The sequence below is a fragment of the Pseudogracilibacillus sp. SE30717A genome, from assembly GCF_037071985.1.
Taxonomy (GTDB): domain Bacteria; phylum Bacillota; class Bacilli; order Bacillales; family Amphibacillaceae; genus Pseudogracilibacillus.
Genome location: NZ_JAXHDF010000012.1, coordinates 46,348 through 72,493 on the forward strand (window position 1 = coordinate 46,348; position 26,146 = coordinate 72,493).

The 26,146-nt window shown below is 35.7% G+C and carries 20 protein-coding genes; all 20 read right to left on the reverse strand.

What is annotated here, in order from left to right; translation table 11 throughout:
• Nucleotides 1-2: 2 nt before the first annotated feature.
• The gene (gene ppaX, locus SPD48_RS17325; RefSeq protein ID WP_336259384.1) at nucleotides 3-638 is read right to left on the reverse strand and encodes a pyrophosphatase PpaX; all 636 of its coding nucleotides are present in this window, start codon (nucleotides 636-638) and stop codon (nucleotides 3-5) included.
• Nucleotides 628-1,572 (reverse strand): nucleoside recognition domain-containing protein, encoded by a 945-nt coding sequence (locus SPD48_RS17330; RefSeq protein WP_336259385.1) that lies wholly within the window; start codon nucleotides 1,570-1,572, stop codon nucleotides 628-630. The genes ppaX and SPD48_RS17330 overlap by 11 nt, the downstream gene beginning before the upstream one ends.
• Nucleotides 1,573-1,590: 18 nt before the next feature.
• Entirely contained in the window at nucleotides 1,591-2,418 is an 828-nt protein-coding gene (gene lgt, locus SPD48_RS17335; protein ID WP_336259386.1) for a prolipoprotein diacylglyceryl transferase, read from the reverse strand.
• Nucleotides 2,419-2,446: 28 nt separating this feature from the next.
• Nucleotides 2,447-3,379 carry an HPr(Ser) kinase/phosphatase gene (gene hprK / locus SPD48_RS17340; protein WP_336259387.1) on the reverse strand — a complete coding sequence of 311 codons (933 nt, stop codon included), beginning with the start codon at nucleotides 3,377-3,379 and terminating at the stop codon, nucleotides 2,447-2,449.
• A 683-nt stretch (nucleotides 3,380-4,062) separates the two neighbouring features.
• Entirely contained in the window at nucleotides 4,063-4,434 is a 372-nt protein-coding gene (locus SPD48_RS17345; RefSeq protein WP_336259388.1) for a phage holin family protein, read from the reverse strand.
• 48 nt (nucleotides 4,435-4,482) lie between these two features.
• Nucleotides 4,483-5,160 (reverse strand): bacillithiol biosynthesis deacetylase BshB2, encoded by a 678-nt coding sequence (gene bshB2 / locus SPD48_RS17350; RefSeq protein WP_336259389.1) that lies wholly within the window; start codon nucleotides 5,158-5,160, stop codon nucleotides 4,483-4,485.
• A 19-nt stretch (nucleotides 5,161-5,179) separates the two neighbouring features.
• The gene (locus SPD48_RS17355) at nucleotides 5,180-5,527 is read right to left on the reverse strand and encodes a YojF family protein (RefSeq protein ID WP_336259390.1); all 348 of its coding nucleotides are present in this window, start codon (nucleotides 5,525-5,527) and stop codon (nucleotides 5,180-5,182) included.
• 366 nt (nucleotides 5,528-5,893) lie between these two features.
• A complete protein-coding gene (uvrA, locus tag SPD48_RS17360; RefSeq protein WP_336259391.1) occupies nucleotides 5,894-8,764 on the reverse strand; it encodes an excinuclease ABC subunit UvrA in 2,871 nt (956 codons plus the stop codon).
• Between the two features lie 22 nt (nucleotides 8,765-8,786).
• Nucleotides 8,787-10,778, reverse strand: coding sequence for an excinuclease ABC subunit UvrB (gene uvrB, locus SPD48_RS17365; protein WP_336259392.1), 1,992 nt, complete (start codon nucleotides 10,776-10,778; stop codon nucleotides 8,787-8,789).
• A gap of 139 nt (nucleotides 10,779-10,917) precedes the next feature.
• Nucleotides 10,918-12,126 (reverse strand): PDZ domain-containing protein, encoded by a 1,209-nt coding sequence (locus SPD48_RS17370; protein ID WP_336259393.1) that lies wholly within the window; start codon nucleotides 12,124-12,126, stop codon nucleotides 10,918-10,920.
• A gap of 29 nt (nucleotides 12,127-12,155) precedes the next feature.
• On the reverse strand, nucleotides 12,156-13,616 hold the full coding sequence (locus tag SPD48_RS17375) for a S41 family peptidase (protein WP_336259394.1): 1,461 nt from the start codon (nucleotides 13,614-13,616) through the stop codon (nucleotides 12,156-12,158).
• Nucleotides 13,617-14,160: 544 nt separating this feature from the next.
• Nucleotides 14,161-15,540, reverse strand: coding sequence for a murein hydrolase activator EnvC family protein (locus tag SPD48_RS17380; protein ID WP_336259395.1), 1,380 nt, complete (start codon nucleotides 15,538-15,540; stop codon nucleotides 14,161-14,163).
• A 277-nt stretch (nucleotides 15,541-15,817) separates the two neighbouring features.
• The gene (gene ftsX / locus SPD48_RS17385; RefSeq protein ID WP_336259396.1) at nucleotides 15,818-16,711 is read right to left on the reverse strand and encodes a permease-like cell division protein FtsX; all 894 of its coding nucleotides are present in this window, start codon (nucleotides 16,709-16,711) and stop codon (nucleotides 15,818-15,820) included.
• Nucleotides 16,701-17,387, reverse strand: a complete 687-nt coding sequence (ftsE, locus tag SPD48_RS17390; RefSeq protein WP_336259397.1) for a cell division ATP-binding protein FtsE — start codon at nucleotides 17,385-17,387, stop codon at nucleotides 16,701-16,703. The genes ftsX and ftsE overlap by 11 nt, the downstream gene beginning before the upstream one ends.
• 442 nt (nucleotides 17,388-17,829) lie before the next feature.
• Nucleotides 17,830-18,192 (reverse strand): cytochrome c551, encoded by a 363-nt coding sequence (gene cccB / locus SPD48_RS17395; protein WP_336259398.1) that lies wholly within the window; start codon nucleotides 18,190-18,192, stop codon nucleotides 17,830-17,832.
• A gap of 115 nt (nucleotides 18,193-18,307) precedes the next feature.
• Nucleotides 18,308-19,409 (reverse strand): peptide chain release factor 2 gene (gene prfB / locus SPD48_RS17400; protein ID WP_336259399.1). Its coding sequence is split into 2 segments (ribosomal slippage): nucleotides 18,308-19,336 and nucleotides 19,338-19,409, totalling 1,101 coding nucleotides; the frame shifts between segments, so codons are not numbered across the junction.
• Nucleotides 19,410-19,570: 161 nt separating this feature from the next.
• Complete coding sequence (gene secA / locus SPD48_RS17405) at nucleotides 19,571-22,087, reverse strand: preprotein translocase subunit SecA (RefSeq protein ID WP_336259400.1); 2,517 nt, start codon at nucleotides 22,085-22,087, stop codon at nucleotides 19,571-19,573.
• A gap of 200 nt (nucleotides 22,088-22,287) precedes the next feature.
• Complete coding sequence (locus SPD48_RS17410; RefSeq protein WP_336259401.1) at nucleotides 22,288-22,446, reverse strand: hypothetical protein; 159 nt, start codon at nucleotides 22,444-22,446, stop codon at nucleotides 22,288-22,290.
• Nucleotides 22,447-22,880: 434 nt separating this feature from the next.
• Nucleotides 22,881-23,432: a ribosome hibernation-promoting factor, HPF/YfiA family gene (gene hpf, locus SPD48_RS17415; protein WP_336259402.1), complete on the reverse strand. Its 552-nt coding sequence runs from the start codon at nucleotides 23,430-23,432 to the stop codon at nucleotides 22,881-22,883.
• A gap of 237 nt (nucleotides 23,433-23,669) precedes the next feature.
• Nucleotides 23,670-26,021: an FdhF/YdeP family oxidoreductase gene (locus SPD48_RS17420; RefSeq protein WP_336259403.1), complete on the reverse strand. Its 2,352-nt coding sequence runs from the start codon at nucleotides 26,019-26,021 to the stop codon at nucleotides 23,670-23,672.
• Between the last annotated feature and the right edge of the window lie 125 nt (nucleotides 26,022-26,146).

Below are 26,146 nucleotides of genomic sequence, written 5' to 3' on the forward strand. Positions count from 1 at the left end.
TTTTACACTCCTACAATTGGTAGTAAGTCCCTCATATCCTCGATCATATATGTCGGTTTAAAATCCTGTAAGTATTCCTTACCTTTTAAACTCCAAGCAACTGCAACAGTTTGTAAGCCCGCATTTTTTCCAGATTCAATATCATGGTAATTGTCACCAACCATAATAGCAGATTCAGTATCCCCGTCTAAATTTCTTAATCCTTTCAATACTGGCTCAGGATGAGGTTTGGGATTCTGAACGTCGTCTACCGACACAATGGTATCAAAATAAGAATCAATTCCTGTAACTTTCAACCCTAATTGAACACCAGGTCGCATCTTAGCAGAAACGATCCCCATCTTAATTCCTGCTTGATGAAGGGTTGCTAATGTTTCTTTTACATTTGGAAATAACTGTACATAATCATTATGATGTTCTAAATTATGTTTTCGATAGGTAGTTATCATTTCTTCAGCTAATTCAGGATTTAAGTCAGTAAACGTTTGAATTAAAGGAGGTCCATTAAATTGTAATATTTCCTCTCTTGTAAACGAATATCCATAATGAGTAAAAGTATGTTCAAAAGAATTGTGGATTAATTCATTTGTGTCTATTAATGTGCCATCTAAATCAAATAAAATTGTTTTAATGCTCATAAGTAACTTCTCTTCTCCTTCGTTCATCTAATCGTTTCCAAACAAATGCAACGATCATCGTTAAAACAATCGCTGTAGTTAAGCGAATTACTAACAATGGCCAGACCGGAATCCCTAATGGAATAAAAATCACCGTGTCTTCTACTACTGCATGACAAGTAACTAGGAAAATAAGCGCTAATATCATGTCTTTCTTGCTTACTCCATCTTCTTTAACTGCTTGAATCATTACTCCAGCTCCAAAAGCAAGGCCAATCGATAATCCTGTTACGAGAGTAAACGATGTATTCTCTTTCATTCCTAATAATCGAGTACAAGGAGTAAATGCTTTCGATAAAAGTTTCATCCAACCTAGATCACGTAAAAACTGCATGATAAGCATAAGTGGAAAAATAACCATTGATAATTGTAGAACAGCTATTGTTGCCGTTTTTAACCCGTGTAAGAAAATTTCTCGCCAACTGGTTAATTCAATACTGGCTGAGGCGATAAACCCATACTGTGCAGGTTCTCCTCCTCCATTCCATAATAAATTAACCATAAATGCCGCAAATAAAGCTAGAATAATCCGGATTCCCGAAATTAACCACCAGCTTACACCAACACGGGATGCAACTGCAGATTCAATAAATAAATTATGAGAAAATGAAAGCATGATTGCCAATATAAATACTTCTTTAACTGTAAAATCAAACGAAACTATTGCACCAATACCAGCATATAAGTTCAATGCATTCCCTAGCACAAGTGGCATAGCCGCTTCCCCTGGAAGTCCAATTAAAGCCATGATTGGTGAAACAAGTTTAATAAACCAAGGTAAGATCGGGGTATATTGTAAAATGGTTACGGCGATCGTTATCGGAAAAACGATCTTGCCTAATGTCCATGATACATTTAGTCCTTGTTTCAAACCCCGTAATATAATGTTTTTCAAGATTAGACCTTCTTCCCGCTACTTACTTATTGACCCATCATATTTTCTATCAACTCTATTTATTTTTCTGCGATAAATGATTAAGATGATTGCGCCAATAATTAATAATAGTGATAAAAACTGTGCTTGCTTTATTGGACCTAAAAACAAGCTATCCGTTCGCATGCCTTCAATAAAAAATCTTCCTATTGAATATGTAGCAATATAAGTTAAGAATAACTCACCACGAAGCGGATTATATTTTCTAATCATAATTAAAAGAATAAACACAAGAATATTCCATACGGATTCATATAAAAAAGTTGGATGATATAGTGTGCCACCAATGCACATTTGATTCATAATAAAGTCAGGAAGATATTGATAAAAATTTTGATAAGCCGCTTCAGAAATCGGGCCTCCATGTGCTTCCTGGTTCATAAAATTTCCCCATCGCCCAATTGCTTGCCCAAGAATCAAACTTGGGGCAACAATGTCGGCTAATTGCCAAAACGAGACTTTCTTAACACGAGCATAAACAATTGCCGTTAATACCGCTCCAATTAAAGCACCGTGAATCGCAATACCACCTTCCCAAACAGCGAAAAGTTTCCAAAATGGTGCGCCTTGATAGTTCTCCCACTCAAAAATGACATAATAAATTCGTGCAAAAATAATCGCAATAGGTGCGGCAAACATAATTAAGTCGACAATAAGATCTTTCTTTAACCCAAGTCTGTCTGCCTCTTTTGTCGCTAACCATAAACCTAAAAAAAGCCCGGTTGCAATAATGACGCCATACCAATAAATCGAAATTGGTCCGGCTTGTAAAAACACCCGATTTAATGCTTCGGCATTACAATTCAAATAAATCACTCCTGAAAATTAATCTCTACTAATTACCATCATTACTTTGTTGAATCATAGTTGTTAATTGATCTGAAAAATCTTCTGCTGCATTTACTCCCATTCGTTTTAGTCGGAAGTTCATCGCTGCCACCTCGATAATTACTGCTAAATTTCGGCCCGGTCGAACCGGAATCGTAGCTTTTGGAATTCGGACATCCATAATTTTCATCGTCTCTTCTTCAATTCCTAGACGCTCATATTGCTTTTTATCATCCCAGATTTCCAGTTGAACAATATATGAAATACGCTTATAACTCTTAACCGCTCCAGCTCCAAATAAAGTCATCACATTTAAAATGCCTAGCCCACGTATTTCTAATAAATGTTCAATGAGAGGCGGAGAATTTCCAATTAGCGTATCATAATCCTCTTGTCTTATTTCCACGCTATCATCTGCTACCAATCGATGTCCTCTTTTTACTAATTCTAAAGCTGTTTCACTTTTCCCTACACCACTTTGCCCCATAATAAGTACTCCAACACCATAGATATCAACTAGTACTCCGTGTACAGCTGTGGTTGGTGCAAACTTTGATCCTAAGTAATTTGTTATTCGTACAATAACTCGATTTGTTGTCCTTGGTGACTTTAAGATAGGAACACCTGCATCATTCGCAGCGTTTAGTAGAACTTGTGGTACTTCCATCCAATTTGTAACAATTAAACCAGGTGTAATATCAGTACATAATCTTTCTGCTCTGTCCTTCTGTTCTTCTTCAGTTAAATTCAAAAAATAATTCATTTCGGTTTTACCGATAATCTGGATTCGTTCTTTTGGATAATATTCAAAAAAACCTGTCATTTCAAAGCCAGGTCTTGATATATCATTCGAAGTGATCTCTCGGTGTATTCCATCAGCACCTGCGACCACTGTTAAGTTAAAATTATCCAACAAATCTTTGGTCCGTACAACTCGCATCTTACGTTCCCCCTCAGATAAGCTGCAATGATTAGAGCGAATTTTTAAAACAGTTCATTCTTAATTTTACCGTTTATACTAGAATTTATCTATTAATAACGTTTAAATTTAGGTTTAAAGATAAAAAAGACGGAATGAGGTATTTAATTTTTTTAAATATGATAATATTAGGGAAAGAAACCCCTTTTCCTCAAAGTTGAAAAAGGGGGTTTCTACTGAATCTATTTGATTAAGAAATCTTACTACTCACTAATTTCCGTTTCGAGCGAAGGCTCCTTGTGATAGAAAGCATTAGTTTAATACTTACTTAACTTTCGCACCATCTATATTAATTTCAGGAAACCGCTGCGGAAATATGTTTCGCTTTCACCACGGGCATAAGAGCGACATCTGTTCGAGCTGCGCTTACGCTTGCTTTCACAGTGTCTCCTTTACCATAGGAGTCTCCACATATTTCCTTCGCTAAGAAGGCCCGAAAGTCAATTAAGGAATGGATCTCTCCCCCCCTACTACCCTAGGTTAATTTATCTATTTCACGCTACGAAAGTTGAGTTACTGAGATAAAAGGACACAGAAAAGCTTTACCCTTTTCTGTGTCCAATATTACTAATTCAATTGTCGGCGTAGGATCTGTCACCACCTCGATTTTTTAAAAAATCAGTATTACTCCTTTTCGTCTAACTTTATTTTGATTGTTTAGCTGTATCTCCAATTAGCTTGTGTAAAATTAAGCTAATCAGTGAGATTAATATTGATGCTAACAACGCGATACCAAATCCATCGATTACAAATGCATTGCCCATTAATTTTTGAGCGAGCATTAATGTAATCGCATTGATAACTAGAATAAATAAACCCAATGTCATCACAGTAATCGGTAGCGTTAATAAAATTAATATTGGTCTAACAATAAAGTTTAATATCGAAAGAATGATACTTGCAAGCAGTGCGGTTTTAAAATTTTCGATATAAAAAGATTCGAATAACTGATCAACTATTAATAAAGCTATAGAATTAAGAAAAATAGACGTAAACCAACTTAGAAAAGTTCGCATTTTTTTCTGTCTCCCAGTTTTTATTAGTACTTTACCCAAGAGATACCTTTAATTAAACTCCCAAATAAAAAAGCGTTCTTTACCTAACCTTTCCTTTAAACCTGCAATATATATTTTTAACTCATCCGGCATATCTTGTAATTTTTTAAGCATGCCTTCTGCTTGTGATTTATGTCTCATAATCGCTTTTAATTTAAAGTCAAATTGTTCATCATCCAATGGAATCACTACATCCGGTTCACCAAGCACTCGTTCAAAATCCTGTGTTATTGCTGAGGCCCATAATGTTGGACGTTTATCTTCATCCATCAGACGAACCGCTTCAATTGTCGCAGCACCAAGCGCATTATGATCTGGATGGACACCATGTCCAGGATAATGGGTGATTACTAATGTCGGCTTTATCTCTTCCAATACTTCTTTAATATGAGTTGCTACTTTTCTTTGATTTTCAAATTCAATCGTTTTGTCTCGATATCCTAATAATTGATAGTCAATATCTAAAAACTCACATGCATCTTTTAATTCCTGTACGCGAATATTCGCCAGCGTTTCCCGATTGGCAAATTGCGGAGTTCCCATATTTCTACCCATTTCACCTAATGTACCACATAAATAGGTTACTGGTACTCCTTGTTTCCGAAATTGATAAATTACCCCTGCAGCTCCAAATGATTCATCATCCGGATGCGGATAAATAATAACAACATGCTTTTGATTTTTCATTTTATCCCCTCATTTTACTCTATTTGAAAGGTGTTTCACTAATTTGCAAAGCTACCATTAATCGTCCATCCTGGTCATGTCCGGCTAATAAAAGATGTTTCCCTTCATACATCTCCCAATCAGTCAGTCCCTCTGCATAAACCCAGCCGAATTCTGTTTTCAGTCCAACCCGATATCCAACGTCTCCTTTAATTACTGCTTCTGTAAACGTAACTTGAGCATTTCGTATATAGGCACCAACATTGACACCTTTATTTCCAAAATGACTAGCATAAGCACCGTTGGTCGTTTCTAAATGCAGGTACACAACTTTATTTTTAAATGAGTCTAGTTCTTTTTGGACTTTACTTATTTCAATTGCTTCCACTCGATGACCTCCTCCATTCTTCCTCTTTTTAGCTTACAAACAAACTGAACCCACGTCAAAATTTATGATTGTTGAAAACCCTTTATAAATTATTTTTCTTTGCGAAAAATATATGCCACTGGAAAATAAATGTGTTGGCGAGAAACTGTAACATTTCATTTTTAATAATTTTGGTTGCCAATAATCCAATATAGACGAGAGAATTTTTATTAAAAAACCTCCCTAAATCCTCTCTTATTATAGTGAATTATTCGCTTTTAAGGTTAGAGTTAAGACTCATGCCATTGCCTCCATTAATTTATTGAAGCGCTGTCCCGTTTTTAGTCCAGAATAAAAAGGCTACCATGTTTCGGTAACCTTTCTAAGTTATGCTTTTTTAATTGTTTCTTGAATTACTCTATCGATTCGTTTACGATCTCTCTCCATAATTTGTTTCAAATATTGGCCAGTATATGATTCTTTTACATCAGCTATTTCTTCAGGGGTTCCGGTAGCGATAATTTGCCCTCCGCCATTTCCACCTTCAGGTCCAAGATCAATGATATTATCCGCAGTTTTGATAACGTCCAAATTATGCTCGATAATGATGACTGTATCTCCATTATCAACTAGGCGTTGTAGTACGGCGATTAAACGTTTAATATCATCCGTATGAAGCCCTGTTGTCGGTTCATCCAAAATATATACCGTTTTTCCATTGGAGCGCTTATGGAGCTCACTCGCTAATTTTACACGTTGAGCCTCTCCTCCGGATAATGTAGTTGCAGGCTGACCTAATTTAATATAACCTAAGCCAACATCAAAAACTGTTTGTAATTTACGTTTAATTTTCGGGATATTACTAAAGAAATCTAATGCCTCTTCAATTCTCATTTCTAATACATCGGCAATATTTTTTCCTTTAAATTTAATTTCTAAAGTTTCTCTATTGTATCTTTTACCTTCACAAACTTCACAAGGTACATATACATCAGGTAAAAAGTGCATTTCAATTTTTAATATTCCATCCCCACGACAAGCTTCACAACGGCCACCTTTAACATTAAAGCTAAATCGACCTTTTTTATATCCGCGAATTTTCGCTTCATTTGTCTGTGCAAATACATCTCGAATATCATCGAATACTCCTGTATAAGTTGCTGGGTTAGAGCGTGGTGTACGGCCAATTGGTGCCTGATTTATATCGATTACTTTATCAATATAGTTAAACCCTAAAATCTTTTCATGTTTACCAGGACGATATTTTCCAGTATATAAATGTTTCGCTAATGACTGATATAACACTTCATTTACAAGTGTACTTTTACCTGAACCTGATACACCTGTTACAACTGTCATCACGCCAATCGGAAAACGCACGTCTACCTTTTTTAAATTATTTTCTTCCGCACCTATAATTTCAATATACCGCTCATCCGTTTCCCGTCGTTCTTTCGGAAGTGCAATAAACTCTTTTCCAGATAAATATTTCCCAGTTAATGATTTACTATTTCTAATGATACTCTTCGGTGTTCCATCAGCAACAATTTTTCCACCATGTTCACCAGCACCTGGACCAATATCAATAATCCAATCTGCTGCAAGCATAGTATCTTCGTCATGCTCTACGACAATAAGTGTATTATCCAAATCTCGCATATGATGTAATGTTTGAATCAAACGGTCATTATCACGTTGATGAAGTCCAATCGAAGGTTCATCAAGTACATATAACACACCTGTTAAAGCCGAACCGATTTGAGTTGCTAAGCGAATACGCTGTGCCTCTCCACCCGATAATGTTCCCGATGATCGTGCAAGCGTCAAATAGTTTAAACCAACATTCATTAAAAACAATAAGCGGTCATTAATTTCCTTCAACACCATATTGGCAATTTGCGCGTCTTTTTCACTTAATTGAAGTGAATTGAAAAATTTATACGCTTCCGTAATGGATAATTGAACAACTTTCCCAATATGCTTATCTGCAATAAATACAGCTAAAGCTTCTTCATTCAATCGGTATCCATCACATGTTGGACAAGCATTTTCGGCCATAAATTTTTCTAATGTTTCTCTAATAAAATCAGAGGAAGTTTCTCGGTAACGTCTAGCAATATTAGAAATAACCCCTTCAAACTGAATGCGATTATTTTTTTCCCTACCGAAATCATTCACATAGTGGAAAGTAATATACTCCTTGCCACTACCATATAAAATTTTATTCATTTGAGGCTTAGGAATATCTTTTACTGGAATATCCATATCAATCCCATAATGAGAACACACACTTTTTAATAGCTGTGGATAATATTGAGAACTGATTGGTGACCAAGCAGCAATCGCATTTTCATTTAAGGACAGTGTCCAATCAGGAATGACCAAATCAAGATCCACTTCCAAGTTTGTACCTAATCCATCACAAGTTGGACAAGCCCCGAAAGGACTATTAAAAGAGAAAAGCCTTGGTTCTAATTCATCGATTGAAAATCCACACTCCGGACATGCATGATTTTCGTTCATGACAACTTCTTCTCCATCGATGACATCAATAATTACACGGCCTTCACCGAGCGGAAGTGCAGTTTCCAATGAATCTGTTAATCGACCTTCTACTCCCTCTCTTACAATAATTCTGTCTACAACGACTTCAATGGAATGCTTTTTATTTTTGTCCAACTTTATTTCTTCAGTAACTTCTCGCATCTCGCCGTCAACACGAATTCGGACATATCCTTCTTGCTGAAGATTCTCAAGCAGTTTTACATGCTCTCCTTTTCTTCCAGAAACTACAGGAGCCAATAATTGAATTCGTGTACGTTCTGGATAATTCATAATTTGATCAACCATCTGCTGGACGGTTTGCGATGAAATCTCAATTCCATGAATTGGACAAACAGGACGACCAATTCGCGCATAGAGTAAACGTAAATAATCATATATCTCTGTCACTGTCGCTACAGTTGAACGAGGATTTTTACTCGTCGTTTTTTGATCAATGGATATTGCTGGAGATAATCCTTCGATCGTATCGACGTCTGGCTTATCCATCTGCCCTAAAAATTGCCTTGCATAAGCAGATAACGATTCAACATAACGACGCTGACCTTCTGCATAAATAGTATCGAAGGCCAACGAAGATTTTCCTGAACCGGATAAACCAGTAACGACTACTAATTTATTTTTCGGTATATCTATATCAATGTTTTTTAAGTTGTGGGCTCGAGCACCACGAATTTTAATCTTTTTTCCAGGCATTATCTGTTCATCCTTCCAACCTTTAGCCTTCTACTTTTAGTTCGAAAATGATATCTCGTAATTCAGTTGCGCGTTCAAAATTAAGTTCTTTTGCTGCTTCACGCATCTCTTTTTCCATCTTTTCAATAACTTTTTCACGATCTTTCTTCGGCATTTTAGTTATTTCAATTAAGTTTTTATCATCGTACTCGTATTCTTCTTCATTTTCAGCGGCATGCGTAGCTCTAATTAATTCGCGAACATCCTTTTTAATTGTAGTAGGAGTTATTCCGTGTTCGATGTTAAATGCTTCTTGGATTTCACGTCGTCGGGTTGTTTCATCAATTGCAACTTGCATAGACTGTGTAATTTTATCAGCATACATAATTACTTGCCCGTTTTCATTACGAGCTGCCCGACCCATCGTCTGAATTAAGGAACGTTCAGAGCGAAGGAAACCTTCTTTATCGGCATCTAAAATAGCAACGAGCGAGACTTCTGGAATATCAAGCCCTTCTCTAAGTAGATTAATTCCGACAAGCACATCATATTTTTTAACCCGTAAATCTCGAATTATTTCGATACGTTCCAACGTTTTTACTTCCGAATGTAAATAGGCAACTTTCAAATCCAATTCTTTTAAATAATCTGTTAAATCTTCTGCCATTCGTTTCGTTAACGTAGTAATTAATACCCGTTCATTGCGTTCGATACGCCCGTTAATCTCTCCGATTAAATCATCAATTTGTCCTTCGATCGGACGAACATCTATTTTTGGATCTAGTAATCCAGTTGGACGGATTATTTGCTCAACCATTTCATCCGTATGTTCCATTTCATATGGTCCAGGCGTTGCTGAAACGTAAATGTTTTGCTCAGCTTTCTTTTCAAATTCTTCAAATTTAAGCGGACGGTTATCTAATGCAGATGGCAATCTAAATCCATGGTCAACAAGCATTTGTTTTCGTGCTCTGTCCCCGTTGTACATTCCACGAACTTGCGGTAATGTAGCATGAGACTCATCAATTACAACGAGATAATCAGCCGGGAAAAAGTCGAGCAATGTATATGGTGTAGAACCCGGCTCTCTTAATGTAATATGTCGAGAGTAGTTCTCAATTCCCGAACAAAAACCCATTTCCCGCATCATTTCTAAATCATATTTCGTTCTCTGTTCTAATCTTTGAGCTTCTAATAGTCGATTATCCGCTTTTAATTCTGCTAGCCGTTCTTCTAATTCCTTTTCAATGCTTGCGATCGCCAGCTTCATTTTCTCTTCACCGGTAACGAAGTGAGATGCAGGAAAAATAGCGACATGTTCTCGGTCACCGATTATTTCTCCCGTTAATGCATCTACTTCCCTAATTCGGTCAATTTCATCCCCAAAAAACTCAATTCGCATACAATGCTCTTCTTTTGATGCAGGAATAATTTCAACCGAATCGCCTCGGACACGAAAAGTCCCACGTTTGAAATCAATATCATTACGTGCATATTGGATACCTACTAATTCACGTAACAACTGGTCCCGTTCAATTTCCATTCCCATTCGTATGGAAAGCACTTGATTCTTATATTCTTCCGGCGAACCTAACCCATATATACATGACACACTTGCAACGATTAATACGTCACGACGTTCAAATAAAGCTGATGTTGCGGAGTGTCTTAATTTATCTATCTCATCGTTAATACTTGCATCTTTCTCGATAAACGTATCTGTAGATGGAACATACGCTTCTGGTTGGTAATAATCGTAATAACTAACAAAATACTCAACCGCATTATTAGGAAAAAATTCTTTAAACTCACTATATAATTGACCTGCTAACGTTTTATTATGAGCAATGACTAGGGTCGGACGATTTATTTCCTGGATTACATTGGAAATAGTGAATGTTTTACCTGTACCTGTTGCCCCTAATAACGTTAAATGGTTTTTGCCTTTATTGACTTGATCAACGAGCTTTTTAATCGCCTTTGGTTGATCTCCACGTGGCTCATAAGATGAAACAAGTTCAAACTTTTCCGCCATAATTTGCTCTCCAATCTATTTTCTTTCATTTTTTTCCACATAGTAATTGTATCATAAAACCGAACTAACATTCCATTTTTCTGATTAAATATCCATTTAAACAAAAAAACTCGCCTATTAATTGACGAGTTTTTTCTATTTAATTTGTTTTAGCTAATAAGGTTGCTCTTTGTTCTAGTGCCGGGCTTTCCGGGAAAATAATTCCTAATTCATAATGATCCTCTTCATAAAATGGACTGTTAATAAAACGGATTTCTCCATTAATATCAATGACATCGAGTTTAAAAAATGCGCCACTATTCTGAAGTGCTTCATAAAACTGGTTAGAGTTTATTACATATCTTCCATTCACTTTTAATATAGTTTCTCCTACTAATATACCTAATCTATCAGCGGGGCTATCGGGTATCATTGCTAGTACTTTGATTCCTTTATTTAATGGTGTAAATAATGCAGGATGTTTTTTGTTGCGCATGCGGTTTTGATACATAATCCATTCTTTTCCTACGATACCTACGATGATAGCTACAAATGAAAGGTACGGGAGAAATAAACTGCCTAATGCAATAAACAATACGAGTAAACTTAATAGTAATGTTGCTTGTCCTAAACGATATGCTGCATGGTGTGGCAACTCTCCGCGGACACTGTATTGGTAACCAATAAAAAACGGAATTAAAATTAAGCTGAACGTTTGACCACCGTATTCAAAATATGGAAAAAATGGAGCAATCCCACTAACAGCGTCTATTGGTAATAGAGTAAAAAACGGAATAAACGCCAATCTCTTCAATTCATGATTTCCAATCCATACTCCACGCTCACTTAGTGAAAGGTATGGAAAAGTCTGTTGATGTTTTTGACTCCCTACTAATAAAGCTTCCACTAATAAAAATAATCCCATTATAATTGCTAAACAAATAAAATAAATCGCTGACGTATTACCAAAGTTCACATATGAGCCAAACATATCTAGTTGAATAAACGGTAAGACGAGTAGCAACAAAAAGGTAATGCCAATTGTATAACTAGCTGAAAGCATAGTTGTTGAACCCAATATACTTAACAAGATCATTACAATTGTCAATACGATAATTGTTTCTACCGATATCACAATACCAAATAATAAAGCGAGAGCTGATAAGATGATGCTAAACAAAAAAGAAATAGTAAATGTACGTCTGCCTTCAGCAAACAAACTATATAATTTAGTGCCAAATTGAAATCTTTCTCTACGAATTCTGCGATAACCAGTTAAAATGAATAATAGAAATGTCCAATACAGTAAAGGATTGGAGAAAAATCTCCCAATTCCTTTTACTGCTTCAATTAACCATATCTCCAGCATCATCATTCACCCCTCTTTTTATGTCATATTTATTTATATAATTCTTCTAATGCTTTTTGCATTTGTAAATCTTTCTCACCGCTTCGAATGGCTTCAATGACTTTTGTCTCAATTGCATAAGCCGTCTTTTCATCCAATTCTCCAGTTTCTTTTAAATCATGATCCTTTTGAAACTTCATGACAGTTTGTTTTGTCTGTTTATCAAAATATCCGTCTTTACGTTTCGTGTCATATCCGATTCCCGACAACATTACTTGCGCATTTTTAATCTCTTCGTTTGTATCATCTTGTTTGAATGTTTTTTCAATGTGAATTGGATTTGAATAAAAGAATTCTGGTTGTTCCTGCTCTATTGTTGGTTCAATGCCTACTTCATTAATCCAATTCCCTTTAGGTGAAAGCCATTTGTAAAATGTTAACTTAATTGTACTTTCTTCATTTTTATTTCCAATCGGAACAGCTTGCTGAACCGTTCCCTTCCCAAAGCTTGTTGTCCCAACAATATCGTATCCTATTTCTTTCATTGCAACCGCCAATATTTCAGAAGCGGAAGCACTACCTTCATCAATTAATATACTGATTGGATACGGTTTTTTCTCTTTTAAATTCGTATAATATTTATCATTCTTACCTTGACCATCTTCAATTTGTAAATAAGGTATATCTTTTGGCACGAAAGACTGCAATATTTCTTCCACAGAATCTAATAAACCACCTGGGTTTCCACGTACATCAATGACAAGTCCATCTATACCATCTTCTTCTAAAGAACTTAATGAGTCGTTAAATTCTTTTGCTGTTGTTTCCGAAAAAGAGGTTAATTCGATAATCCCTGTTTTTTTGCCATCTACTTCTTTCAATTCATGGTAGACGGTCTCAATTGGAATATCGTCACGGATAATTGTTATTTTAAACGGCTTAGAAGCACCTTTTCTTTCAACGGTTAGAACAACTTCTGAACCCTTCTTTCCTCGGATTTTCTCAACTGCTTCGTTTAAATCTAGACCCTCCAAATCCTCATCATCGACTTCTAAAATATGGTCGTTTGGACGTAACCCTGCTTTTTCAGCTGGAGAATCTTTAATTGGTGCAACAATGGTAACTTTGCCTTCTACCATACTCACCTCTGCACCAATGCCTTGGAAAGAGGATTGTATTTGTTCATTAAATCGTTCCATCGCTTCTGCATTCATATAGGAACTATACGGATCCTCTAGAGTTTCTAACATCCCTTGGATTGCCCCTTCAAGTAATTGATCCTCTTCCACATCCCCTACATAATGCTGCTCAATTAACTCATATGCTTCCTTAATTGTTTTTAAATTTTCATCTAATTGATTATCACCACTATCTTTGACAAAAGGGATTTCTACTTGTTCAGTTGTATTCATGCTTGGCTGCAATACTTTTAATCCAGTAAAAGCCCCTAGAAATCCTACAGCAAAAGTTATTACGATAAAAATAATTAAATCACGTTTTTTAAATGTCATTCTTCCACCTCAAATGTTGTGAAAAATCATTACTTTCTATAGTTTACCATAAAGCATCGTTTTGTTCCTATAATCTTTTACTCCGATTATAAATGATGAGATAAATACAGTGATACAATATTATACTTACCGTTTATTCCATTTAATGATGAATCGATCCCTTTCATCGTAAATAAAAGAAAGGACGTTGGGACATAAGCTAGAAAGAGTTATTGAAACACGAATAATTACGTTTATAATAGTCGCTACAGAAATATATTTCGCTTCCGCCAGCGCTGATAAGCCTCCTGCCCCGGCAAGGGGTATGCAGACGTTGCCCGCAAAGGGCGGTTTTAGTCTGTAATCTTTCGATATTTGTCGCCTTTCAGTGTCTTATCGAGGCTTTTCTTCTGGCAGGAGTCTCCGTATATTTCCTTCGCTAACTTGAAATATTGTTCGTGTTTCATATCTACTATTTCGTTTTGTCACAACCTCTCTTCGTAAATAAAAGAAAGACACTACACATTATGATGTGAAGTGTCTCCTATCTATATTTTATTATAGTTTACGGTAAATATCCCATTGGGTTTGTAGGATTTTTGTATCCACCCGGATGTACTTCAAAATGCAAATGGGGTCCCGTAGAGTTTCCAGTATTTCCAACTGTTCCAATTTGTTGTCCTTGACTTACACTTTGCCCCGGTGAAACGGAGATGCTGTTTAAATGTGCATATAATGTCGTGGTAGATCCATGAGAAATCATGATTGTATTCCCATATCCATTCATCCAACTCGCATACGCAACAACTCCTGCTGCAGGTGCTTTAACTGGCGTTCCTGTTGGTGCAGCAATATCGATACCGTTATGCATTTTACCGACTTGTCCAGTTATCGGGTGAATTCTTGGACCAAAACCAGATGATAATCTACCTGATGCAGGCCAAATAAATCCACTTTGACTTACTGAAGATGAATTGTCGGTAGGTGAGCTTGAATTGTTTCCACCTGTTGAACTGTTACCACTAGAACCAGAGCTACTAGATTGATTTGCTTGTTCTTTCGCTAATCTTTCTTGTCTTTCTCGTTCCTCTTGCTCTAATCTACTTTTCTCAGACTCTGCTAATTTCTTTGCTTCTTCTATAACACTAGCTTGACTAGCAATAAGTTGTTGTTCCTCATCTAGACTTAAATTATAATCTTCGAGTTCTTCATATTCTTGTTCAAGTTTAGATTGTAACTTTTCTTTTTCAGCTTTTTGTTCACTCAATTGTGTTTTTAACGCTTCTAAATTTGCTTTTTGCTCTTCTTGTTTTTCTTTTTTCGCTTCAACATCGGCTTTCTTCTCTTCAACTTCGGCTTGCTTCTGTTCAAGAGCTAATTGATCTGCTGCTTGTTCTTCCATAATATTTTTATCTTGATCCATGATCGAATTTACTGCAGAAGATCGAGAAATTAGATCATTAAAGTTTTGAGATCCTAAAATTACTGTTATGTATTTTACGTTACCACCATTTTCTTGGATGGAACGAAGTCGTTCTCTTAACAACTCTTCTCGCTTACGGATTTTCTCCTCGAGCTCTTTTATTTCCGCTTTTAGCTGTTTGATTTCTTCTTCTAGCTGTTTAATTTCTTCATTAGTTGCATTAATCTCTTGCTCTTTTGTTTGGATGTCAGCCTCGGTAGTAGTTAAATCATTCGTTATTTTATTCATCTGTTCTTCAACCGATTTTTGGCTATCTAAATTCTCACCCATTTTACTTTCAACGTTCTTTTTATCAGACTTGATATTATTTTCTTTATCCTGTAGCTTGTTTCGTTCCTGTTCAAGCTCTTTTATTTCCTTATCTACCTCATTAATTGAGGCAGCTTCAATAACAGAATGATTGACAACTGACGTAGCAATAACCACAGTGACCAATAAACCTACTAACCTATGCTTTTTCATTTTTGTATCCCCTCTTACTGTGCTAATTTCATATAATCCCATTCCATTAAAGAATTAATATACAATCCAAAAACTTTTAAACTTGAACCACCCTATTTAGCGGGTATCAAGCTTTACTCAAATGATTGTTAGTAAAACATTTGACATGCCCGACCATAAGTTGGTCACAGTAAAACATGACCAACTTTTTTCCAATTCATTGCCATACCATTCGGATAGTACGTAAAAATGTTCATTCTAGTTTAAAAATATATAATTATGAAATTGGTTTTTCCAATTAAACTTTCAAGAATTTCCTTACACTCATACCACTGCCCCACATTCCAATAACTGCTCCAATTAATAAAACAACTCCTGAAATTTGCCAAACAAAAGGACTATATGGAAGTAGTTGGACAAAATGGAAGGAAGTTTGTCCACTAATATTTATTAACAAATAGTAATAACCAGTTGCGATTATTGCAATCGGTATAATTGATCCCATAATACCGAGTAGCAGCCCTTCAATAAAGAATGGCCATCTAATAAAGCCGTTCGTTGCACCTACTAATTTCATAACCCCGATTTCTTTACTACGAGCCATAATTGTAAGTTTAATAGTATTTGAGATTAAAAATACAGCTGTTAAAATAAGGCCAATAATTAAGGCAAGACCTATTGTTCGAGCATAATTATTAAACTTAAATAATTGAGGCACTACTTCTTGACCGTAAATCACTTTATACACATTATCTAATTTTTCTATTTTTGCAGCGATTGCTTCGGTGTCTTGAGGATTAGCTGCTTTGATAATATACGCATGGTTTAATGGGTTATCCTGTTCAAAGAGTGCCCAGGCTTCCCCTTCTTCTCCCATACCTTCTACAAGTCCTTGCAACTCATCATCTTTCGAAGAAAATCGCATCGTATCTATTCCGGAAATACTGTCTATTTCTTCTCCAAGTGTTTTGATTTCTTCTTCATCAGTTGTTAGCTCAATTAATGCTTTTATTTCGACATCTTCTTCTACTTTATTTGCCATTTCATTGATATTAAACATTAGCGCTAGAAATGCCCCTACCAGAATCAGCGTAACCGTTACTGCACCAATAGAAGCAACTGACATCCAACCATTTCGAAATATATTCTTCGCACCCTCACGGAAATGTCGTTTCAACGTATTAAATTTCATACCCATAATCCCCTTGATCTTCGTCTCTGACGATAATTCCATTTTCTATAGCGATTACACGCTTTTTAATTGTATTAACTATTTCTTTACTATGTGTCGCCATGATAACCGTTGTTCCTCTTAAATTAATTTCTTCTAAAATCCTCATAATACTCCAAGAGGTTTCGGGATCTAAATTCCCGGTCGGTTCATCTGCAATAACGATTTTTGGTTGATTTGCGATTGCTCGTGCAATCGAGACACGTTGCTGTTCCCCACCCGATAATTCTGTAGGAAATGAACGAGCCTTATTCTTTAAACCTACTAAATCTAAAACTTCCATTACTCGATCTCGAATGTGACGTGGCGAAGCTTCAATTACTTCTAGAGCAAATGCGACATTTTCATAAACAGTTAGCCTAGGAAGTAATTTAAAATCTTGGAAGACGACTCCAATTTCTCGTCGTAAAAAAGGTACTTCTTTATTCTTCATATCATTTGTTTTAATGCCTTTAATAGTAATTTCGCCTTTCGTCGGTACTTCCTCACGATAAATCAGCCTAATAAATGTTGATTTACCTGCACCACTAGGTCCTACGATATAGACAAATTCCCCATGCTCAATTCTTATATCGATCCCATTAATTGCCGTAACACCATTCGAATACGTTTTATAGACATCTTTCATAATAATCATCTATTTATTCACCTTCATCAAATAATAATAACGAGTTATGTATGTAAAACTAACATATTTCTACAAATTCACTAACAGTTATATATAGCATAACATAAAACTACAGTATTTTTACCTATAAAATTATTACAATTATATTTCAAATATATCTATTTAATATAACGTAATAACGATAACTCTTAAATTAGGTACAATGTCAGGGGAGAAACATAGGGTTATTTGTAATAATAGAGGGAAAAGTTGGCAGAAGTGTGAACGATACTAATTAAAGTGAATCAGGCCATACGGAATGTAATTTTGAAGAAATTTTATTATTTAAAAATAAGTACTCATAAACTCTACTTATTGACGTACATAAATCAATTACGAGTGTTTTAAGCAAAAATAAAAAAGCTTGTCCTCTCGAATTGAGATTCACAAGCTTTTTTCGATGTTGGAAGCTTTACTTATGCTGCGCTAACCATTCTGCCACTTGATCAGCATCTTCTCCTGATAGTAATCCACCTGGCATAGAACCTTGACCATTTTCGATAATGTTTTTAATATCCTCTGCTGAGTGATCTGCACCAACTTTTTCCAATGATGGTCCAACTCCTCCAGAAAGGTCTTCACCGTGACAACTTGCACAGCTCTTCTTATACGATTCTTCTGCAGCAGCTGTATCTACAGTTCCACCTTCATTAGCAGGTTCTTCAGTTCCTCCATCGTTGTTTTGGGCTGGTTCATTTGCATTGTCATTTGCACCACCACAAGCGCCTAGCACTAGCAGCGTTCCAAATAGAACCGCCATTAAGCCTTTTTTCATAAAAATCCCCCTCACAAAGTTAGTATCAGTAATATTATAACCCAATAGTTATCATTTAAAACAGATTCTCAAAAGAAGTCATTAATTTGTCTTATTTAAAACATATTATTACTATTTATCCAATCTGTGAGCGTAAATATGCATCAATAAAAATGTCAATATTTCCATCAACTACACTATGCACATTACCTACATCTACATTAGTACGGTGATCCTTTACCATGGAATATGGGTGAAAAATATAGGATCGTATCTGACTTCCCCAACCAATTTCCTTCTGTTCACCACGAATTTCAGCAAGCTCTTGTTCTTTTTTCTCGATTTCTAATTGATACAATTTTGATTTTAACATTTTCATTGCATGTTCCCTGTTCTTAATCTGGGACCTTTCAGATTGACATGTAACAATTGTATTAGTTGGGATATGGGTAATCCTTACTGCGGAATCAGATGTATTTACATGTTGTCCTCCTGCTCCACTTGAACGATACGTATCAATTTTTAAATCATCGCTATTAATTTCAATTTCTACGTCGCTATCTAATTCTGGAGAAACATCACATGATACAAATGAAGTGTGGCGCCTTCCAGAAGAATCAAATGGTGAAATTCTCACTAGGCGGTGAACTCCTTTTTCAGCTTTTAAATACCCATAAGCATTATGTCCTTTTATAAGCAAAGTAACACTCTTTACACCTGCTTCATCTCCAGCAAGATAATTTAATGTTTCAACTTTAAAGTCTCTACTTTCTGCCCAACGTTGGTACATCCGTAATAAAATACTTGCCCAATCTTGTGATTCTGTACCCCCAGCACCGGGATGTAATTCCAAAATTGCATTGTTTTTATCATACGGCTCGCTTAATAACATTTCCAATTCAAATTCTTTAACTTTATGACGAAGCTCGTTTACCGTTTCCGATAAATCGGACAAAAGTTCTTCATCATTCTCTTCTTTTACGAGTTCATACATAACATTGGCGTCATCCATTTCATCGGCCATTGATTGAAAATTATCCACTTTACTTTTTAACCAATTGGATTCATCAATCACCTTTTGTGCATCATCATGATTATCCCAAAATGTAGGTTCTGCCATTTTTTCTTCGAGCTGTTTTATTTGCTCTTTCTTATGGTCCAGGTCAAAGAGACCCCCTAAATTCATTAATTCGCTGCTCAATCTTATCTAATTCTTGTTTGATTTCTATCAGTTCCATCATTACACCCCTACTTATTTCGTAATTAATTGGAAGCAAAAAAGCAAGCGCCTCCTAATAATACGTTGTGTCTCATATCGATGACACCCCACCTAAGATGTCATCGATCTCGAAATTACATAAACAGTTCTCTCATAGTGATATAAAAAGTTATCAATATATTAACGTCCATGACATTGCTTATATTTTTTCCCGCTACCACATGGACAAGGGTCATTTCGACCAATGTTCTCTTTTCGGACAAATGGTTTACGTACTTTCGTCCCTTCCCCTTCTCCACCGCCTGAAACAGCATGTGTATTTTCTACAACAGACTCTCTTTGTAAGTTATTGCGTATTTGAGCTTTCATAATATATTTTGCAGTTTCCTCTTCAATACTTTGAATCATCGCTTCAAACATGTTAAAGCCCTCAAGCTGATATTCTCTTAATGGGTCGTTTTGACCATAAGCTCGTAAATGAATTCCTTGACGTAACTGATCCATTTGATCAATATGATCCATCCATTTTGTATCAACTGTACGTAAAAGGATAACTTTTTCAAACTCTCGCATTTGCTCAGAAGTTAATTCTTCCTCTTTTTCATCGTAACGCTGTTTAATTTGGCCCATAATAAATTCTTTTATTTCTTCAGGGTCTTTTCTATTAATATCTTCTATAGATATATCTTCTGTTTCTAATAAATTTCCATGAGCGTATTCAACAATTGCTTTATAATCCCAATTATCCTCATCTTCATCCTGCGTATGAGTAGCAATAACGTGATCAACAGTAGATTCAATCATCCGCTCAATAATTTCTCTTACATTTTCATCTGAATCAATTACCTCTAAACGCTGTTTATAAATAATTTCACGTTGTTCACGTAAGACATCATCATAAGATAACACTGTTTTACGTGCGTCAAAGTTATTCCCTTCTACACGCTTCTGAGCCGATTCAACCGCACGAGAGACCATTTTACTTTCAATTGGCTGTGTATCGTCCATTCCAAGGCGTTCCATCATATTTTTCAAATTGTCGGAACCGAAACGGCGCATTAATTCATCTTCCATCGATAAATAAAATTGTGACATGCCGGGATCTCCTTGTCGTCCAGCACGACCTCGCAACTGGTTATCTATTCGTCTTGATTCATGTCTTTCAGTACCAATTACAGCTAAACCACCAAGTTCTATTACACCTTCACCAAGTTTAATGTCTGTACCACGGCCAGCCATATTCGTAGCTATAGTTACTGCACTTTTTTGGCCAGCATTTTCAATAATTTCTGCCTCACGATAATGATTTTTAGCGTTTAAGACGTCATGCTTAACTTTAGCCTTTTTTAATAAGTCTGAAATATGTTCAGATGTCTCTACTGCAACGGTTCCTACTAGCACCGGCTGACCAGTTTCATAGCGCTGTTTAATTTCTTCTACAACTGCACGGAATTTGCCATCCATCGATTTATAAATCATATCAGGACGATCATCCCGAATTATTTCTTTATTTGTAGGGATTGCAATAACATCCATATTATAAATATTACGGAATTCTTCTTCCTCAGTTTTAGCAGTTCCTGTCATCCCGGCTAATTTTTTGTACATTCTAAAATAATTTTGGAACGTGATGGATGCGAGTGTCATACTTTCATTTTGTATTTGAAGACGCTCTTTTGCTTCAATTGCTTGGTGAAGCCCATCACTATATCGGCGTCCTTTCATTAGTCTTCCCGTAAACTGGTCAACGATAACGACTTCGCCTTCTTCAATTACATAATCTGTATCACGATGCATAGAAACATGCGCTTTTAATGCTTGGTTAATATGATGCGTCAAGGACACATTACTTAAATCAAATAAATTTTCAATATTATAATACTTTTCAGCTTTGTTTATTCCCTCTTCTGTAAGTTGCACACCTTTTGTTTTTTCATCATACGTGTAATCTGTCTCTTTATTTAATGTAGAGACAAAAGAATTAGCCTGCTGGTAAAGATTCACTGACTTTTGTGCGCTGCCTGAAATGATTAACGGCGTACGAGCTTCATCAATTAAAATTGAGTCGACCTCATCAATAATAGCAAAGTTTAATTCACGTTGAACCATTTGTTCTTTATAAAGCACCATATTATCACGCAAATAGTCAAATCCAAATTCATTATTTGTCCCGTACGTGATATCACATTCATAAGCGGCTTTTTTCTCTTCTTTTGACATACCACTAATGTTTAAACCTACTGTTAAACCTAAAAATTCAAACAGTTGTCCCATCTCACTTGCATCTCGGTCTGCGAGGTATTCGTTTACGGTAATGATATGAACACCTTTCCCTGTAATTGCATTTAAGTAAGCTGGCATAGTAGAAGAAAGTGTTTTCCCTTCCCCTGTTTTCATCTCTGATATGTTTCCTTCATGTAAAACAGTGGCTCCTATTAATTGAACGGCAAATGGACGCATGCCTAATGCTCTTTTTGCTGCTTCTCTTACCACTGCGTATGCTTCAACGAGCATATCATCTAAACTTTCACCATTTTGATATCGCTCTTTGAACTCCTCCGTCATCGTTTTAAGCTCTGTATCTGAAAAAGCTTCATATTTTTCTTCTATTGCTTCTATTTGATCAACTGTCTTTTGTATACGATTTAATTGCCGTTGATTTCCATCTCCGAAAATTTTTTTTAACAATTTCACCATTTTAAACGCTCCTCAACTTCGTATTCCATTATATAAATACGTCCACCTTACATAATACCACTATTCAAATATAGATGACAACTAGAGAACTGTTTATACTATTTCCTAATTTAATATAATTTAAAAAAGAGTAGTATGAAGATTACTACTCTTTTTAACGATGGAAGACATCATTTGAGGATGATTTGGAGGGAATTCAGTTATTTGGTAAGTGATGTTCTTTCTAAAGTTTCTTGTTTTATTTGTATTTCAGAAATCCGATGATTTGTTGCCGCAATAATTCTTACTAACTGAACGACTGTGTCTTCCTGTTGCTGTACTTTTTTTACTAATTCTTCAAATGTCATTTCCTTTTTCATCACAACCCCCTCCGATGTAACTGATTATCTTAGTTATACCACAGGGTTAGTTAGAACGTCTAATTGCTAATTTTTAATTTTATCGTACAAAAAAAGCAATATCTACACATTTTGCATGAATTCTTTTACATAAATAAATACAAAATTGCTTTTTGCCTCATTTAATGATAAAATTTTGAGTTTTTTATGAAAATTTCGACAAATTTGGACAATTTGCAATTTAAGTAATTTCACATACTGATTTGACCTTAAAATACATGGAAAGGTGATTACCTTTTAATCTTCTCACTAACAATTTATGAATATTTTTACACACAGTTATTATGCAAAAGGTGTTAGTTCCACCTTTATTCACACTGTTTTTTACTCTATATCGTTTCATCCTATAATAAATCTATACACAAAAAAAGACAGCCCAATAAGGCTGTCTTTCATTAGTTCGTAGGTTCGATTAAACCATACTTTCCATCTTTTCTTTTGTAGACAACATTCGTGTCGTCCGTTTCAGCATTTGTAAAGACGAAAAATGCATGTCCTAACATATCCATTTGTAATATTGCTTCTTCTGAATCCATCGGTTTTAAATTAAATCGTTTTGTACGAACAATTTCGATATCATCATATTCTTCTTGATTATCTTTCGCTTCTTGTTCCAATTCCGCAAAAATATGTTTTGGAGCACCTTTTTGACGGAATTTACGATTTACTTTTGTTTTGTATTTTCGAATTTGTCTTTCTAATTTATCAACAACTAAATCAATAGCTGCATATAAATCAGCATGTTGCTCTTCTGCACGTAACAATAAATCTGTCATAGGAATAGTTACTTCAATTTGTTGTTCGTCATTATAGACACTTAGGTTCACATGAACATCAGATGTCGGTGGTGTATCAAAATATTTATTAAGCTTACCAATCTTTTTTTCCACATACTCACGTATAGGGGGTGTCACCTCAATATTTTCACCACGAATGTTGTAATTCATATAAGTGTCCTCCTTTTTATTTGTAAATCTTATTATACTACTTTTCCACATTAATTTACCATATAAACAAAGGTAAATTATTAACAAAATAGTACAATTAAGATTTAACTTCCTTTCATATAAGATACCATGTTATCAATTATTTTCAATAAAAAAATTATTTTATTACGTCTTATTTTCTCTATAAAGAAAGAGTCACATCCCAATTATAAAATTGAGATATGACATATTCTAATCTTAACTTATTTCCATTTCCAATTCTTCTACTCTTTTTTCGACATATTTAGTATCCTTGTGAGCAAAGTAAGTTTCAGCTTTTTCAACGATTACAGCAGCATTATATTCAGGAATTCCTGCATACTCTTCATAGACACCTTTAGGAATTAACGGATTTCCTTCTGGCCAATGGACTTCGATGTTCCCCTCTCTAATCGGAACAAACTTAGCCCTGCCATTGAATGTACCATATTTATTGTAGACGACAATTGCGTCTCCTTCTTCAATATCGTGTTTTTTACCATCTTCTTCATTCATTAAGACATCATAACGATCCGCGTTATTAAATGGATCTTTTTCACCATAAATCATCGAATTAAACTGTTTCCCTCTTCTTGTCGTGACATAAAAGTGGCCTTCTGGTTTACGCAACTCCGGAATTTCTACCGGAATAAGATTTCCTTTTCCGTCTGGTGTCGGGCAAACTCCCCCTTCACACAGCCAGGCTCCTCCCCATTGAAAAAGATCCCCGTTTTCCTTTAAATGCTGGATACCATCGTAATTCGGTGCTGTTTTTCCTATTTCATCACGAACCTCATAAGCGTCTTTAAATTTTATTAATTCTTCATCTTCAGGTTTTACACGTTTTGCTAAGTCAACATAGATCTCCCATTCCGATCTAGCTTCTTCAATTCGTGGACCTTTAATTTCTGGAGAAAAATAGACCATTCTTTCTGTCGAAGTAGACGTTCCTCCACCAGGTTGTTCGTAACGTGTCATTGCAGGCAATACAATTACCGCTTCTTTTGCATCTACGAAGGTCGATGTATTAAAAATTATATCTTGGTGAACACGGATGTCTACACTTTCTAGACATTTTTTAACAAAGTCTGGCTCAGGCATCGTCTCTAAAAAGTTACCACCAGACATATAGTATAATTTCAATTTACGTTCGTGGTCTTCAGGCAATAAAGCATTTTCCAATGAAACTCCTACTATATCTCCTTGCCATGTTGGTATGTCAAAACCCCAAACTTTTCCAACACGCTTCCTACCTTCATCATCCATCGCTCCGCCAGGTAATGAAAATGGATCAGCACCCATTTCTCCTGACCCTTGAACTCCGGAATGACCGCGGATTGGCATCAAACCACAGTGTTCACGTCCTAAAAAACCTCTTAATAATGCTAAATTTGCAACTTGGGAAACATTATCCGTGCCGAACCGGTGTTGCGTAAGTCCCATCGACCAAACAAAAACAGCAGAATTTGATTTTGCCAGCAATTTTGCAAGTTCACCCATCCGTTCTCGCGAAAGACCAGATGATTTTTCTAGTTGCTCCCATTCATATCTTGTTACTTTCTCTCTTAACTCTTCTAATCCATTTACATGCTTCTCTACAAAAGCATAGTCAATTGCTGAACCTTTTTCCTCTTCTTCCATTTCAAACCAATGTTTCATAATCCCATGCATAAAAGCAATATCTCCACCGATATTTACCTGGTAGACATCATCAGCAATTTTCGTACCAAACAAAGCCGACTCAGGGATAGAAGGAACCCAATAGTTATCCATGGATGGTTCATAATAAGGGTTAATAATAATAATTTTGGTTCCTTTACGTTTTGCTGCATACATATACTTTGTTGAAACAGGTTGATTGTTAGCAGCCACAGATCCCCAAAATACAAGCACATCAGTACCTATCCAGTCTTTATAGTTACAACTGGAAGCACCAATTCCGACTGATCTAGTTAATGCCGTCTTTGAAGGTGAATGACAAATACGTGAAGCATTATCTATATTATTCGTTCCTAAAAATCTAGCAACTTTCCCTGCTACATAATAAGATTCATTCGTAATCCCTCTTGACGTTAAATAAAATGCATACTGTTTTGGGTCAATTTTTTTGATTTTCTTAGCAATAGTATCCAATGCTTCATCCCAAGAAATTCGGCTAAATTTCCTATCACCCGGCTTTCGGATTAATGGATACGGAATCCGACCTAATTTCCGGAGTTCTGTACTGTCCATCTTCCTTAATTCATCAATATCTGCATGAATAATATCTTCTTTCATTGCCTTCATTGTATTTAAGCGTAAAACATTCAGCCGTGTAGTACAGAGATGGGGCCCAGCCAATGTCTGATCCTTTAGCCCCTGAACCCCTAAAGCGCAGCCATCACAGACTCCCTGTGTAATTATTCTCGTCGCATATGGTAAATTGTCTTTGTTTTCCCATACAACTTTCATCGTATCTCTAATATGATGTGGTTTTATTTTTGTAATACCAAAAGGAACCTTACTTACCCACAGGCTTGGGTCAGGCTTTTTTGATAATTTGATTGGCCCTGTATGTTTTGTTTTAGCCACAAAATATCCCTCCGTTTCGAATGATATAAAAAAGAGCGATATATCAAGTTACTTCCAAGTCTATACTATTCTTATGAAAAAATGAAGCTAATTTCATAGATTCGTTTTTTCTCTGAGTCTATAAA

Coding starts and splice junctions, on each gene's coding strand:
- hprK (WP_336259387.1), bottom strand. CDS start 3,379: ATGCGAGTTGTACGGACCAAAGATTTGTTGGATAATTTTAACTTAACA.
- uvrB (WP_336259392.1), bottom strand. CDS start 10,778: ATGGCGGAAAAGTTTGAACTTGTTTCATCTTATGAGCCACGTGGAGAT.
- SPD48_RS17370 (WP_336259393.1), bottom strand. CDS start 12,126: ATGCTGGAGATATGGTTAATTGAAGCAGTAAAAGGAATTGGGAGATTT.
- ppaX (WP_336259384.1), bottom strand. CDS start 638: ATGAGCATTAAAACAATTTTATTTGATTTAGATGGCACATTAATAGAC.
- uvrA (WP_336259391.1), bottom strand. CDS start 8,764: ATGCCTGGAAAAAAGATTAAAATTCGTGGTGCTCGAGCCCACAACTTA.
- SPD48_RS17380 (WP_336259395.1), bottom strand. CDS start 15,540: ATGAAAAAGCATAGGTTAGTAGGTTTATTGGTCACTGTGGTTATTGCT.
- ftsE (WP_336259397.1), bottom strand. CDS start 17,387: ATGATTATTATGAAAGATGTCTATAAAACGTATTCGAATGGTGTTACG.
- SPD48_RS17375 (WP_336259394.1), bottom strand. CDS start 13,616: ATGACATTTAAAAAACGTGATTTAATTATTTTTATCGTAATAACTTTT.
- SPD48_RS17410 (WP_336259401.1), bottom strand. CDS start 22,446: ATGAAAAAGGAAATGACATTTGAAGAATTAGTAAAAAAAGTACAGCAA.
- secA (WP_336259400.1), bottom strand. CDS start 22,087: ATGGTGAAATTGTTAAAAAAAATTTTCGGAGATGGAAATCAACGGCAA.
- bshB2 (WP_336259389.1), bottom strand. CDS start 5,160: ATGAAAAATCAAAAGCATGTTGTTATTATTTATCCGCATCCGGATGAT.
- ftsX (WP_336259396.1), bottom strand. CDS start 16,711: ATGAAATTTAATACGTTGAAACGACATTTCCGTGAGGGTGCGAAGAAT.
- SPD48_RS17345 (WP_336259388.1), bottom strand. CDS start 4,434: ATGCGAACTTTTCTAAGTTGGTTTACGTCTATTTTTCTTAATTCTATA.
- hpf (WP_336259402.1), bottom strand. CDS start 23,432: ATGAATTACAACATTCGTGGTGAAAATATTGAGGTGACACCCCCTATA.
- cccB (WP_336259398.1), bottom strand. CDS start 18,192: ATGAAAAAAGGCTTAATGGCGGTTCTATTTGGAACGCTGCTAGTGCTA.